This window comes from Aureisphaera sp. (genome assembly GCF_059726885.1).
In genome coordinates, this window is record NZ_AP041051.1 from 729,251 (window position 1) to 743,987 (window position 14,737).

Below are 14,737 nucleotides of genomic sequence, written 5' to 3' on the forward strand. Positions count from 1 at the left end.
TGTTTTTTGGTTATTTTAAAAATTAGGAATTGTGCTTCCGCTGCTTGCCGAACCTTGGGGACTGCTTCGACAAGCGGGAAGACTGATGAAATGTTATTTAGAATTGAGACGCCAGTCGTAGGAATAATAAGTGACTTTAGCGTTCTCGGGAACTTTTTCCTTTCGGTATTTGTTCAAGTAGTCGATCTCGTTGCTACTCTTGGTAACAAAATCTTCTTTGTACCATTTAAAGATTTCGGAGAAAGCAACTTTCTTTCCGGAAACCCTGATAAAAGAACTGTCGTTCAATGCTTTTATTGTTTGCTGTTCCAACAAATTTTCAAGATTTGCGGGTGTGTACGCTTCAGCGATTAATGGAGGGCATCCATTGGCTCCGCAGACCAATACAAAATGGAATCTTGCATCGTTAAATTTGGGTCGCAAATTCTTGTGTTCAATATCGTTTAGGGTAATGGACGTTCCTGCCAATTCGTATTTGGTTTTATCGAAAAAGCCCTTTTTATCCAATGGGGATTTAATTCCGTAATTGTCAATTATTCCCTTAATCACAGAGAGATTGTAGGCATTAATCCAAAAGGCTTGGTAGTCTTTAGGTTGTGAGGTTGATACAGAAACGTTCTTGGCAATTTTCAAGAGCGCATCCAATTCCCCAACATTGCCCTTAATTCCCTTGTAGTCTACTTTCCCTTGAGAAACATAAGTGCTTAAAAAGGTATCGGTTTTGGTAAAAAACTCTTGTAGGGATTGCGCATTGATAGTAGAAACATTGAATGCGAAAAAAGCCGTAAAAGCGATAATTAGATTTTTCATTTTTTCATTTTTTGATGTCGCCTAAGTCGAACATCACTTACCATTGCTTACAAACTTTTTCCATTTTTTTTCGGAACTAGAATTCTGAAAACCTTACACTTAATCCGAAATTTATTTTCATTCCAAATAAGATGTTCCATGTAATGTACTTAACTTTAATGACGACAGACTTGCCAACCAATTGAAATTCTATGGAACACATTGTAATTATAGGGAATGGTATTTCCGGGGTCACAGCCGCTAGGCATATACGTAAGCTCTCGGATAAAAAAATCACCATCGTCTCTGCGGAAACCGATCACTTTTTTTCCCGTACAGCCCTCATGTATGTTTATATGGGGCATATGAATTTTGAGCACACAAAACCATATGAGGACTATTTCTGGAAAAAGAATCGTATTGACCTTAAACGGGGCTATGTGGAGACTGTAGACCATGAAAACAAACGTCTCAAGTTTGCCGACAATTCCCTTCTAGATTACGACAAGTTAATTCTGGCCGTTGGGTCCAAGCCAAATAAATTTGGTTGGCCTGGACAGGATTTAAAAGGTGTTCAAGGACTTTATTCCTATCAGGATTTAGAGAAATTGGAAAAGAACGCCCCTAATAATAAAGTATGTAAACATGCGGTCATTGTGGGTGGCGGACTCATAGGAATTGAACTGGCAGAGATGTTGGCTTCCAGAGCTATCCCTGTTACCTTCTTGGTTCGCGAAAGTAGTTTCTGGAATGGTGTACTTCCCGAAGGTGAGAGCGCTATGATAAACAGGCACATTAAAAACCACCATATAGATTTACGCCTTTCTTCTAATCTGAAAGAAATTAAAGCGGATGAAAACGGACGGGCACGTGCAGCGGTCATTACGGAAACAGGCGAAGAAATTGCCTGTGATGTCGTTGGGCTTACTGCCGGGGTTTCGCCCAATGTAGATTTCCTGAAAGATAGCGGTATCGAATTGGGACGTGGCATAAAGGTTAACCGAATGCTCGAAACTAATATTAAAGACATTTACGCCATCGGGGATTGTGCAGAACAACATGAACCCATTGGAAACAGAAGGCCCATCGAAGCCGTTTGGTATACGGGCAGAATGATGGGAGAAACTTTGGCTCAGACCCTTTGTGGCAATCCTACCGAATACAAACCCGGTCATTGGTTTAACAGTGCCAAATTTTTCGATATAGAATACCAAACCTATGGTTGGGTATTTGCAAAGCCCAGGGAAAATGAAACCCATTTCCATTGGAAACATGAAGACGATACCAAATGCATTACCGTTTGTACGGAGACGTCCTCTGGAAAGTTTTTGGGCATCAACACTTTTGGAATCCGTATGAGACATGAGGTGTTCGACAGATGGTTAACAGAAGAACGCAGTACAGATTATGTTGTGCAGCACCTTCGTGAGGCCAATTTCGACCCAGAATTCTACAAACATTTCGAATCGCAAATTCTTTCATCCTATTCCCAACAACAAACAGTTAACGCATAAATCATGAGTACGATACAACGAAATATGTCGCTTACTGGCGACGCATCAAATTACCTGAACCCCACTCAAAAAATTGCAACTGTAATTGGGTTAGCTGGATTGGGAATCATTTTCTTTTCTCTATTCAACGAATTTTCCAATAAAGCACTTTGGCTTACTATTTCTTTGCTAGCCATTGGTGGCGGCATTGTGTTGTTTGCCAAAGGTTCCTATAGCGGTAAGTTAGAAGGTATTAAAAACCATGGCGTATGGATTAAGAGTGTGTCCAGTCGTGGTTTCTGGGGCTGGATCGCTGGAATTACCCTAACGGGCTTCTATGTGATCCTCTACTTTTACGAAGGACTTTTGGGGGTAAATCCTGATGGCAACACAGGAATTGTTGGGTTATTCGACCCTTTAAGCAGATTCTTAAGTGGGAATCCTGCCAGCCAATGGTTTGTGTACGGAACATTGTACACCATTGCCATTCTTGCCTTCGGAATTAAGTTTATTTGGAAATACCGCCATAACCGATACGAACAACTCCGTACGCTCAGTGTCATGTTTTTTCAAACGGGGTTTGCCTTTTTAATTCCAGAATTAATGGCACGTTTAAATACCGATAACTTTTCATTGCCCTACAACGACCTTAAAAATATGTGGCCGTTAAATTATTATGCGTTTGATGGCTGGAGAGTGGACCAATTTATCAATGCGCAAAGCATTGGGTTGGCCTTTTTAATTTTCGCCGTGCTTTCCATATTCGTGATTTCCCCGATTCTTACCTATAAATATGGCAAGCGTTGGTACTGTTCGTGGGTGTGTGGTTGTGGTGGATTGGCAGAAACTGCTGGTGATTCCTTCCGTCAACTAAGCGACAAACGCATGGTAGCCTGGAAAGTGGAGCGCTGGGTTATCCATTCTGTATTGGTATTCTCGGTGGTAATGACAACCGCAGTGATAAGCACCTATTTAGGGTATGATTCGGAAAAATATTGGCTTACCAAAGACATGTTTCTTATTGGCGTAGCCGTTTTCTTAGGGTTATTGTTTGCCATTATTTGGTATTACAAAAGACAGGAATTGGCCAAAGATGCACGTTATGGAGCCATTGGTTATTTGGCAATTGTACTGGGCCTAATAGCCATTCACTACTTTTCGAACAACCAATTATTTTTGTTCGAAGCTGGTGACTTAAGATCCTTTTATGGGTTCCTTATTGGTGCCGTATTTAGTGGTGTCATTGGAACCGGCTTCTATCCTATTTTCGGAAATAGGGTGTGGTGTAGAATGGGATGTCCCATGGCCGGTATTTTAGGAATTCAACAACGTTTGTTTTCCAAATTCAGGATTACCACAAATGGGGGGCAGTGTATTTCCTGTGGAAATTGTTCTACCTATTGTGAAATGGGAATCGATGTACGTAGTTATGCCCAAAAAGGAGAAAATATCGTTCGAGCCAGTTGTGTGGGTTGCGGTATCTGTTCTGCTGTATGTCCTAGGGGTGTGTTGAAATTGGAAAATGGTCCATTGGAAGGACGTATTGATGGAAATCAAGTACTATTGGGTAATGATGTAGACCTAATGAGCTTGGTCAACAACAAATAAGAATTAACCCTCTACGATAATGGCCTTTCAAGTTTTACTAATTTGAAAGGCTTTTTTTATGCCCCTGTCGTTAGGTTTCAATTTCGGGTGCGTCTAAGCCCATATGAAAAGGCTAACCCATTTATTCATAATCATCATCCTACTAGCAGGATCTGTACAAATCAGTGCCGGAAATCACAATGAGGTTTCCGAAAAGTTTTATGAAAAGGCCTATTATAGCAATGGTCAATTAAAAGCGGAGGGCTGGCAATTCATGAACGTTAAAACGGATTATTGGATCTATTACCATCGCAATGGCAACATTGCCTCTAAAGGTCACTACAGCAATAATAGGAAAAACGGATATTGGTATTATTACGATGAAAATGGTCAATTGACTAAGGAAGGTCACTATAAACATGGAAGTGCCGAAAATTGGTGGATTTTTTACGATATTGCGAACCAGAAAACCAATAAGTTTCAATACAAGAACAATAAAAAAAACGGGTTTTGTTTGCGATACAATAAGAAAAAACTGATTAAAGCAGAGCGATACAAAAACGATCAAAAAGATGGGGAATGGACTTCCATATCTTCCTTTAGACGTGACAACCCCGGTGCTTCCCTTCGATGAAATCCACCATTTTCGTAATTATTCCAGCCTACAATGAAGAAGGCTCCATTGGTAAAGTTATTGGTGATATCCCAAATACGGTATCAGAAATAATTGTAGTGAGCAATAATTCTTCGGACAATACCGAAGTCATTGCGCAAAATGCAGGGGCTACAGTACTTAAGGAAGAAAGAAGAGGCTATGGATATGCGTGCCTAAAGGGAATGGAATACGTGGCCTTACAAGAGGTAAAACCTGATATTATTGTGTTTCTCGATGGTGACTATAGTGACTATCCGGAACAGTTAACTGAAATTGTAAAACCCATAATTGAGGAAGACATGGACATGGTCATAGGTGCTCGGGTAAAATCGCTAAGGGAATCCGGTTCCATGACGATCCCGCAACTATTTGGGAATTGGCTAGCCACTTCTTTAATGCGTATTTTCTTTCGCTCCAAGTTTACAGACCTCGGTCCTTTTAGGGCCATAAAGTATGATAAACTGTTGTCCTTGAACATGGAAGACAAAACGTATGGCTGGACTGTAGAGATGCAATTAAAGGCGTTGAAAAGAAAATTTTCGTACGTGGAAGTACCTGTAAAATACAGAAACAGAATTGGAGTCTCAAAAGTTTCAGGAACCGTAAAAGGTGCTATCTTTGCAGGCGTAAAAATCTTAGGTTGGATTTTTAAATACAGCGTGAAATAATGTTCTGGGAGACCATCACCATAACCATCTATTCTATAGCCCTTCTGCTTATATTCATGTACGCGCTGGCTCAACTAAACCTATTATTCAATTATCTTAGGGCTAGAAAAAAGAAAGAGGATTGTCCGAAATTCGATTTTTCCAATCCAGACGAAATACCCAATGTAACCATTCAGCTTCCCGTCTTTAACGAGCTTTACGTCATGGAGCGCTTGTTAGATAATATTGCACAAATTGAATACCCCAAAGACAAATTGGAAATCCAGGTTCTTGACGATTCTACCGATGAATCCTTAGGAACTACGGCTACTCATATCCAAAAGCTGCAACAAACGGGATTGGACATTAAACATGTAACCCGTGAAAATCGTGTAGGGTTCAAGGCAGGGGCACTAAAAGAAGGTCTTAAAACGGCCAAAGGCGAGTTTATTGCCATTTTCGATGCGGACTTTCTTCCGAAAAAAGACTGGCTTCTCAATACGGTACCTTATTTCAAGAATAGTGCTATTGGTGTTGTGCAAACGCGTTGGGGACATATAAACAGGGAATACTCCATCCTTACCAGGGTTCAGGCATTTGCATTGGACGCTCACTTCACGTTAGAGCAAGTGGGACGTAATAGTGAAGGCCATTTTATCAATTTTAACGGTACGGCTGGGGTTTGGAGAAAAGACTGCATTATAGATGCCGGAAATTGGGAAGGCGATACGCTAACGGAGGATTTAGACCTTAGTTACCGAGCACAGCTAAAGAACTGGAAGTTCAAGTATTTAGAAGAAGTAGAAACTCCTGCCGAGCTACCTGTGGTTATTAGCGCTGCGCGTTCTCAGCAGTTCCGTTGGAACAAAGGAGGTGCCGAAAACTTTCAGAAAATGCTCTGGAAGGTCATTAAAAACAAGAATGCCTCTTTTAAGACAAAAATTCATGGCATATTGCATTTGTTGAACAGTACCATGTTCCTTAATATTCTTATTGTTGCGATATTAAGTATTCCAATGCTCTACATAAAAAATGAGTACGCCCATTTAAAAACGTACTTTATCGTCATGAGTTTCTTCGTGGTTAGCACTATTATTTTCTTTATCTGCTATTGGTTTACTTACAAGAACATTTACGGTGGTGGCTTATCCCGCTTCTTTGAGTATGTCGGTATGTTCTTTGTTTTCTTCTCCATTGCAATGGGTTTTTCCGTGCACAATTCCTTGGCTGTTCTAGAGGGGCATATGGGTAAGAAAAGTGAATTCATTAGAACACCTAAGTTCAATATTAAGTCATTGAAAGATGGCTGGAAAGGCAATAAGTACTTGAAAAAGAAAATCTCTCCCAACGTAATCATTGAAGGATTGTTGATGGCTTACTTTGGGTTTGGTATGTATTCTGCCTTCGTTGTTGGGGATCAAGGTGGGGATTTTGGATTGTTTCCTTTTCACTTTATGCTATTTGTTGGTTTCGGCTTTGTTTTCTTCAAAAGTCTTGTATCTAAGGCCTAGTTTTTTAACAGATAGGCTACAAAATTTGTAGTAACTTTCACTCAGAACCATAAAGGCCCTCCTATATCGAATTTATTAATACGCAGCTTAGAATACGATCGATTTGGATTTGTTTTTGGGCACTGTCTTGTTTATACCAAGCTCAGGGTCAAAAAAATGACACCCCTAACCCACCTTCGCGTGAGTTCAAGAATGCCTTCGAACTGCGTCATGACAACGATTTTCTATTGTTTACAGATCGATACTATACCACGGGCACTTTCATAGGGATTCGATCTAACGATACAAGAAAGAGCGACTCCATTAACAAACGGCAATACCGCTTCCTTATTCAGCAGGAAATATATACCCCTTCAGATTTATTGGAGACAGATATAAAGCGATTGGACCGACCCTATGCTGGGTTTATAGGAATCTCCAATGGTATTATGCTTACCAATAATAAGCGCATGTATGATGCTAGTTTTTTATTTGGTTTTTCGGGCCCCTTGTCCAATGCGGAGCGTTTGCAAAGCTATTTTCACGAGTCTGCTGCCGAAGATTCACGGGTGGCAACTTGGGAAGGTCAAATAAAGAACAGTCTCCATGCCAATGTTTACCTTCAATATGTAAGGGAATGGAAATTGGAACCCAATCCATTTAGTGTTCATTTTGCGTTGAACCCCATGGGGGCATTGGGCACCAAGGACATATATTTACAACAAGATGTAGCCTTTTATTTTGGAAAAAGAAATTCCATGAACACCTCGGCTGCCTATAACCAGCTAGGGGCATTTGCCAAAGAATTATTCTTCGCCGTACGTGTGGGATATCGGTATATTTTCCACGATGCCTTATTGGAAGGGAATATCGTAGAAGATTTCTCGGTCTTCCTTAAAGAGCCCTACCAAAACCTATTTCTGTACAATTTTGAAATATTCCATCGAAGCAAAAGAAACAACTACAAACTGGGTTACAATTTTGCGACTCCCGCTACCAATGGCACCAAACCACATTTATACATGGTATTTTCATTCATGCGTAGTTTTTGAAATAGCGTACATTTAAATAAATTATCTCAAACTATTGGAAATACCTTTCGAACCTACCTTTCTCGGAATACAATGGAATGTTCATCTCATCCTCGAGTATTTGGCATTCATTGTGGCATTTCGCTATTATGTATTCCTAAGAAGAAAAGGCAAGGATCCCATTTCATATACCAACAGATTATCCATAATTCTGGGAGCCACCTTTGGAGCACTTATCGGATCGAGAATCATAGGGTGGCTAGAATACCCCTTTATGGATTTCTCCGAAAGCATTTGGTTACAGTTGTTGAACACAAAAACCATCATGGGTGGATTGTTTGGTGGGCTACTGGGCGTTGAACTCGCCAAAAAATGGATAGGTGAAAAACAGTCGTCCGGCGACCTCTTTACACTTCCCATCATAGTAGGCATATTTATTGGAAGAATAGGGTGTTTTTTGGCAGGCGTCAACGAATTTACCTATGGGTCTGCCACGAGTTCCTTTTTGGGAATGGATTTGGGCGATGGTATTGCCAGGCATCCCATTGCCCTTTACGAATTAATCTTCTTGGCCGTGCTGTTTTTTGTTTTAAAACGCTTGCAAAAACAATCGGAATTAGAAAGTGGCAAGTTGTTCAAGTACTTTATGATTTCCTACTTTTTATTTCGATTCTTTATAGAATTCATAAAACCCAATGAGTTTCTCGTTCTCGGATTAAGTAGCATTCAATACCTGTGCTTGCTCTGTCTTATTTACTACAGAAAAACTATCTTGTCCATTAAAACCTGATACCATATGCCCGTTAGGAAATATACCTATTACGATTTCACCTTGAGTCTTTGCCCTGAATGCCTAAAACGGGTCGACGCCAAGATTGTTTTTGAAAAAGGCAATGTATATATGCTAAAACGATGCAAGGAGCATGGTAATTCTAAAGTGCTTATTGCAGATGACATTGAATATTACAAGAATCTTCGGAATTATAACAAACCCTCCGAAACTCCCTATAAGTTCAATACAAAAACACATTATGGCTGTCCGTATGATTGTGGGCTGTGCACCGATCATGAACAGCATTCTTGTCTTACCATTATTGAAATTACGGACCGCTGTAATTTAACCTGCCCTACCTGTTATGCAGGCTCATCACCTACCTATGGCAGGCACCGTACCTTGGAAGAAGTAAAGAAAATGCTGGACACCATTGTTGAATATGAAAAAGAACCCGATGTGGTGCAAATTAGTGGTGGCGAACCTACGTTGCACCCGCAATTTTTTGAAATATTGGATTATGCAAAATCCCTTCCCATTCGTCACCTCATGGTGAATACCAACGGAATCCGAATTGCCAAGGAAAAGGATTTTGTTACCCGTCTTAGGACCTATGCTCCCGATTTTGAAATCTATCTTCAATTTGATTCCTTTGAAAACAGCGTATTGCAAAAAATGAGGGGAGCGGACCTATTCAGTATTCGCGAGGCTGCCCTGCAACATCTTAATGAAGTGAACCTCTCCACAACACTCGTAGTTACCCTTCAGAAAGGTGAAAATGACCACGAAATGGGTAAGATTATCGATTATGCCCTTCAGCAAAAATGTGTAAGGGGTGTCACTTTTCAACCTACCCAAATTGCCGGAAGGTTAGAAAACTTTGACACGAATACTGACAGAATCACCTTGACAGAAGTTCGAAGAAAAATTTTGGAGCAATCACCTATTTTCAATACAGATGATCTCCTTCCAGTACCATGCAATCCGGATGCCCTTGTAATGGGGTATGCCCTAAAATTAGGCGGGGAAGTATTCCCGTTAACACGGTACATTAACCCCAACGATTTGTTGGATAACAGTAAAAACACCATCGTCTATGAGCAGGACGAAGCCCTGCATGGTAAAATGATAGAACTTTTTAGCACAGGTAATTCCGTGGAAGTGGCCGAGGAAAATTTAAAATCCATCATGTGTTGCCTACCCAATATTGATGCACCCGAATTGGGCTATGATAATTTATTCCGAATCATTGTAATGCAGTTCATTGATGCGCACAATTTCGATGTGCGGGCCATTAAGAAATCCTGCGTCCATATTGTGGATAAGGATTACAATATCATCCCTTTCGAAACAATGAATTTATTTTATCGTGATGAAAAAAGAGCGTATCTTACTACTTTACTTGAAGAAATGCAATGAGTTTATTTATTCTTGAAGGAAATATGGACGGTCTCGGGATCTTAATTTTAGGAATCCTATTTGTAGGTTTTGGCATCCCTATTATCCTTGCCATTGTGGGTGCTGTCATGCGCACAAATGGCAAAAAAAATACCGCCAAAGTCCTTTGGATCATTAGCGGTATCTATCTCATTATAAGTTTAGGTATTTGCGGAACCCTTTTGGCAAGTTAAAACTCTACCTCTACTTCTATCATTTCGCCATCGCGATCTACCGTTACATTTGTTTTCTGCCCATTTTCGAAGGTGGAGAGGACCTTCATATAACTCATAAGGTCGACTACCGTACTATCGCCCATTTTTTTAACTATATCTCCTTTTAGAAGCCCAGCTTTTTGTGCAGGTTTATCTTCACTCACCCCATCAATACGCATTCCCTTACCAGTATATAGATAGTCCGGCACTACTCCCAATCCTACTTTAAAAGCGGGTACTTCTTCGCTTTCGTTTTTCGTCTTACGGAAGGCAAGTTTCCCATTATCGTCAAGGTCCATGACAATATCATACACAAAACTCAAGATACTATCCATCCCTTCATAATTCAGTTTTTCGGCATCGTCGCCTGGTTTGTGATAGTCTTCGTGCTGTCCTGTGAAAAAGCTCAGCACGGGAAGATCGTACACATAGAATGAGGTAAAATCGCTAGGGCCAATACCACTTTCAAATTCCGATAGGGTAAGGTCTTTATTGTTGCTAAAAAGTGTTTGTTTAAATATGGGCGAGGTACCCACTCCGTGAACTGCTAAGGTTTTTTCCTCATTAAGTCGCCCTACCATATCCATATTTATCATATAATTCACTTTGCTAATATCCAATGTAGCATTCTTCACCCAATAAGCAGAACCAAGTAATCCCATTTCCTCTCCAGAAAATGCAATAAACACAAAGTTATTCTGCTCTTTTATATCGTTGGATTTTAAATCGAGAGCCAACCGCAACATCATGGCTATTCCACTTGCATTGTCATCCGCTCCATTGTGAACTTCTTCTTCTCCCCTATGCAATGATCCGAATCCGCCTACTCCTAAATGGTCATAATGTGCACCAATTACCACGGTACGTTCTCCTCCGTTGTCCAAATATGCCACCACATTACGGCCTGTAACAGTGCTATCTGTGCTTCTTTCGGTTAAAAATTCGGTTTCTTCATGGGGATTGCTACTTGGTTTGAATGTAAAATCTTGAAAGAACCCATCACTCCCTTTTGGCTCCAGTCCATTATCTGCAAAACGTTGGGCAATATAATCGGCAGCTTTCAGCTCGCCGGCCGTACCCGTTTCCCTTCCTTCCATTTCGTCACTGGAAAGAAAGACCACGTCTTCTTTCATAGAGACAGGCTTTTTTACTTCTTCCGAACATGAAAAAAGAATAAGAGTAAATAAGAGGGGGACAATTAAACGCATATCTGTATTTTTGTACAAAATTACGCTTATTATGAGACTTATAGCCCTTTTGCTATTCATTGCATTGTTTATTTCTTGCAAAAATACTTCTGAAACAGAAAGTACAGACTCCAAGGAAGTAACTTCCGAAACCCAAGTAGAGACAGTTAAAGACTCCTTGATCTATCCGGAGGAAAAACACTTTAAATCCATTAGGCAGGTAACCTTTGGAGGGGATAATGCTGAAGCTTACTGGAGTTTTGATGATAAGCAGTTGGTGTTTCAGTCCAACTATACAGAATGGGGTGTTGGTTGTGACCAAATGTTCCTAATGAATGCTAATGAAACCTTTAATGGCACTCAGCCACCTATGATTTCAACAGGGAAAGGACGCACAACTTGTGCCTATTTCTTGCCAGACAACGAACATTTTGTGTACGGAAGCACCCACCTAAAAGATGAAAATTGTCCAGAAGTTCCTTTGCGGAAGAATGGCAAATATGTGTGGCCTGTATATGATTCGTTCGACATATTCGTATCTGATCTTGAAGGAAATATTACCGCACAACTTACGGATGAACCGGGCTATGATGCTGAAGCCACTGTATCCCCAAAGGGTGACAAAATTGTATTCACCTCTATGCGAAGCGGGGACCTAGAATTGTATACCATGAATATTGACGGTAGTGATGTACAACAAATTACCGACGAGCTTGGCTACGATGGTGGTGCTTTTTTCTCGCCAGATGGCACTAAATTAATTTTCCGTTCCTCCAGGCCAAAAACAGAAGAGGAAATTAAGGAATATAAAGATCTTTTGGCACAAGGATTGGTACAACCAACCGAAATGGAACTGTACATTTGCAATGCTGATGGAAGCGAGTTGCGACAGCTCACCAATTTGGGGAATGCCAATTGGAGCCCTTTCTTTCACCCAAGTGGTAACAAAATACTATTCAGTAGTAATTTTGAAGCAGAAAGAGGATTTCCTTTCAACCTTTATTTGATCGATATAGACGGAAAGAATTTGGAAAGGGTTACCCATGGTGAGACTTTTGACGCATTTCCGGTCTTCTCAAACGACGGGAAATATCTGGCGTTTTCTTCTAATAGAAACAATGGCGGAACTAGGGATACCAACCTGTTCATAGCCGAATGGCAAGACTAATGTCCAACCGAATTGTTCATAGCCTTCGCGAGTATAGATTTGCTATTCTACTTGCTGTGGTTGTCTCAATTCTTTATGGTTTTTTTGCCTACGACTTAGAGCGAAGCGACTTCCCCCGTTTAATTACGATGTTTACCGGACTAATCGTAATCACCTATCAACTCATAAAAATGTATGGTTGGAATTTCTGGCTATTGGCTGGATTCGGAGTCCTATTCCGATTGGTATTCCTGCCTGCGATTCCAAACCTTTCACAAGATTTTTACCGCTTTCTTTGGGATGGCAGATTGGTAATTCAAGGAATTAACCCTTATTTATTCACCCCTGAGCAATTTATAGAAAATCTACCCACAAAGTTTATTTTAGGTCATTGGGAACTGGAAAAATGGAATGCCATTACTATTGCTCAGGATTCTGAACTGGTAAAAGGTATGGGGGCATTAAATGCTAGTCATTACAGTAATTACCCTCCAATAAATCAGCTGTGTTTTGCCCTTGCTGCATTGTTTTCGGGAAAAAGCATTATCGGTTCGGCCATCGTACTTCGAATACTGATTATTCTTGCGGATATTGGAATTCTATATTTTGGAAGGAAGTTATTACGAGCACTAAAGCTCCCCGAAAAACAAATCTTCTGGTACTTCCTGAACCCCTTTATCATTATCGAATTAACAGGCAACCTTCACTTTGAAGGTGTTATGCTCTTTTTTGTAGTTTGGAGTCTGTACTTGCTCCACAAGGGAAAATGGTTTTGGGCTGCTTTACTCTTGGGAATTTCCGTTTCGGTAAAGCTATTGTCCTTGCTTTTCCTTCCACTGTTCTTTAGATATTCTTTTCAGAAAGAAGGTATTTTCAACAAAACCCGAATAACAAGATTGGTGCTCTTTTATACGACTGCACTTTTTTCGGTGTTATTAACTTTTTTGCCTTTTCTTTCAACGACTTTTCTAGAAAATTTTGCGGCGACCATTGGTCTTTGGTTCCAAAAGTTCGAGTTCAACGCCAGTATTTATTACATTATCCGTTGGATAGGTTATAAGGTAATTGGGTGGAATATTATAGAGAGTGTGGGTAAAATACTTCCGTTGGTGATTATCTTGTTTTTACTCATTGTGTCCTTCTTCCGAAGGAATTCGAAAACAAAGTCCCTCATCACCGCATTGCTTTTTGGAATTTCGTTTTATTTCCTGCTTTCTACCACAGTGCACCCTTGGTATATTGCAACGCCCTTAGTGCTGTCTGTATTCACCAAGTATAGATTTGCAATCGTTTGGAGTGTCGTGGTTCTGCTAAGCTATTCGGCCTACGGCGCAGAGGGTTTTTCTGAAAACCTTTGGTTGGTAGGTTTGGAATACACAGTAGTTGCTGGTTTTCTTATTTGGGAGCTCTTTCTTCGGAATACAACTAAAATAGGCTTACAACCTATTGAAAATCGTTAATTCTTCATTGGAGAGAAAACGATAGCGTCCCCTTGGAAGGTCTTTTTTAGTAAGCGGGCCTAGTGCCACACAATCCACTTTCACCACATCATAACCCAAATGTTCGAAAATAGCACGTATGATGCTATTTCCCGTATGTTTTATCTTGAGCCCTATTTCCTTTTTAGGAGCATTCTGTACATAACTCACTTCTTCTACATGAACTTCCTTGCCATCGATCTTCAATCCTTCCGAAATTTGCTTAAGATGTTCTGCTTTTAGGTTTTTATCCAATTCAATATGAAACAACCGATCAATTCCCTTTTTGCTGAATTTTTGCCTGAAGGCATCGTCATTGGTAAAAAGCAACAATCCTGTTGCGTTTCTTCCCAATCGGCCGAAAGGTTTCACCTTTGAAGTAGTTGCACCGGCGATAATATCCATTACTGTAAGCCCTTTTGTCTCACTGGTAGTTGTGGCTACTCCTTTTGGTTTGTTTAAAAGCACATAGGTAGGTGGTTCTGGCGATATACGGCGGCCATCGAACTTCACCTCATCGGTTAACTGAACACGATGTCCCATCTCATTAATTACCTTGCCATTAACTGTTACTTGCCCAGTAGCAATATACATATCGGCCTCTCGGCGTGAGCAAATTCCACTATTAGCAATATATTTATTGAGTCGGATTCCTGGAAGGCTTTTGGCTTTCTTTTGTCCTCCGGAAGGTTTCTGATTTCGGGATTGAGAACTAGGTCGGGCAGGTTTTCTCTTCTGATTATTCCCTCTGCCTGATGCATTTTCTTTTCTACCACTATCTTGTCTACCCATTTTTTAAAATTTTTGCA

Annotated in this window: 14 protein-coding genes; 11 read left to right on the top strand and 3 right to left on the bottom strand. The window is 40.4% G+C overall.

From position 1 onward, the window contains the following. Positions 1–93: 93 nt before the first annotated feature. Entirely contained in the window at positions 94–810 is a 717-nt protein-coding gene (locus AC6JAD_RS03400) for a DUF547 domain-containing protein (protein ID WP_461302551.1), read from the bottom strand. A gap of 191 nt (positions 811–1,001) precedes the next feature. Between AC6JAD_RS03400 and AC6JAD_RS03405 the strand changes: the two genes are divergently transcribed. The 9 genes from AC6JAD_RS03405 to AC6JAD_RS03445 all read left to right on the top strand — a co-directional run bounded on the left by AC6JAD_RS03405 (position 1,002) and on the right by AC6JAD_RS03445 (position 10,095). After that, the gene (locus AC6JAD_RS03405; protein ID WP_461302550.1) at positions 1,002–2,303 is read left to right on the top strand and encodes an NAD(P)/FAD-dependent oxidoreductase; all 1,302 of its coding nucleotides are present in this window, start codon (positions 1,002–1,004) and stop codon (positions 2,301–2,303) included. A 3-nt stretch (positions 2,304–2,306) separates the two neighbouring features. After that, positions 2,307–3,890, top strand: coding sequence for a 4Fe-4S binding protein (locus tag AC6JAD_RS03410; RefSeq protein WP_461302549.1), 1,584 nt, complete (start codon positions 2,307–2,309; stop codon positions 3,888–3,890). A 103-nt stretch (positions 3,891–3,993) separates the two neighbouring features. Further along, on the top strand, positions 3,994–4,503 hold the full coding sequence (locus tag AC6JAD_RS03415) for a toxin-antitoxin system YwqK family antitoxin (RefSeq protein ID WP_461302548.1): 510 nt from the start codon (positions 3,994–3,996) through the stop codon (positions 4,501–4,503). Further along, the gene (locus AC6JAD_RS03420) at positions 4,500–5,192 is read left to right on the top strand and encodes a glycosyltransferase family 2 protein (protein ID WP_461302547.1); all 693 of its coding nucleotides are present in this window, start codon (positions 4,500–4,502) and stop codon (positions 5,190–5,192) included. Before AC6JAD_RS03415 ends, AC6JAD_RS03420 begins: the two co-directional genes overlap by 4 nt. Then, positions 5,192–6,682 carry a cellulose synthase family protein gene (locus AC6JAD_RS03425; RefSeq protein ID WP_461302546.1) on the top strand — a complete coding sequence of 497 codons (1,491 nt, stop codon included), beginning with the start codon at positions 5,192–5,194 and terminating at the stop codon, positions 6,680–6,682. The genes AC6JAD_RS03420 and AC6JAD_RS03425 overlap by 1 nt, the downstream gene beginning before the upstream one ends. A gap of 122 nt (positions 6,683–6,804) precedes the next feature. Continuing rightward, a complete protein-coding gene (locus AC6JAD_RS03430; RefSeq protein ID WP_497866287.1) occupies positions 6,805–7,713 on the top strand; it encodes a lipid A-modifier LpxR family protein in 909 nt (302 codons plus the stop codon). A gap of 34 nt (positions 7,714–7,747) precedes the next feature. Next, a complete protein-coding gene (locus AC6JAD_RS03435; RefSeq protein WP_461302545.1) occupies positions 7,748–8,482 on the top strand; it encodes a prolipoprotein diacylglyceryl transferase in 735 nt (244 codons plus the stop codon). A gap of 6 nt (positions 8,483–8,488) precedes the next feature. Continuing rightward, on the top strand, positions 8,489–9,883 hold the full coding sequence (locus AC6JAD_RS03440) for a radical SAM protein (RefSeq protein ID WP_461302544.1): 1,395 nt from the start codon (positions 8,489–8,491) through the stop codon (positions 9,881–9,883). Next, complete coding sequence (locus AC6JAD_RS03445; RefSeq protein ID WP_461302543.1) at positions 9,880–10,095, top strand: hypothetical protein; 216 nt, start codon at positions 9,880–9,882, stop codon at positions 10,093–10,095. The genes AC6JAD_RS03440 and AC6JAD_RS03445 overlap by 4 nt, the downstream gene beginning before the upstream one ends. Here the strand turns inward: AC6JAD_RS03445 and AC6JAD_RS03450 are convergent. After that, positions 10,092–11,249 carry a M20/M25/M40 family metallo-hydrolase gene (locus AC6JAD_RS03450; protein WP_461302542.1) on the bottom strand — a complete coding sequence of 386 codons (1,158 nt, stop codon included), beginning with the start codon at positions 11,247–11,249 and terminating at the stop codon, positions 10,092–10,094. The two genes, AC6JAD_RS03445 and AC6JAD_RS03450, sit on opposite strands and share 4 nt — an antisense overlap. Before the next feature lie 106 nt (positions 11,250–11,355). On the opposite strand from AC6JAD_RS03450, the gene AC6JAD_RS03455 reads away from it, so the two are divergent. Continuing rightward, positions 11,356–12,471: a TolB family protein gene (locus AC6JAD_RS03455; protein WP_461302541.1), complete on the top strand. Its 1,116-nt coding sequence runs from the start codon at positions 11,356–11,358 to the stop codon at positions 12,469–12,471. Further along, complete coding sequence (locus tag AC6JAD_RS03460; RefSeq protein ID WP_461302540.1) at positions 12,459–13,910, top strand: MptA/MptB family glycosyltransferase; 1,452 nt, start codon at positions 12,459–12,461, stop codon at positions 13,908–13,910. Before AC6JAD_RS03455 ends, AC6JAD_RS03460 begins: the two co-directional genes overlap by 13 nt. Here the strand turns inward: AC6JAD_RS03460 and AC6JAD_RS03465 are convergent. Then, a complete protein-coding gene (locus AC6JAD_RS03465; protein ID WP_461302539.1) occupies positions 13,887–14,720 on the bottom strand; it encodes a pseudouridine synthase in 834 nt (277 codons plus the stop codon). The two genes, AC6JAD_RS03460 and AC6JAD_RS03465, sit on opposite strands and share 24 nt — an antisense overlap. Positions 14,721–14,737 lie beyond the last annotated feature (17 nt).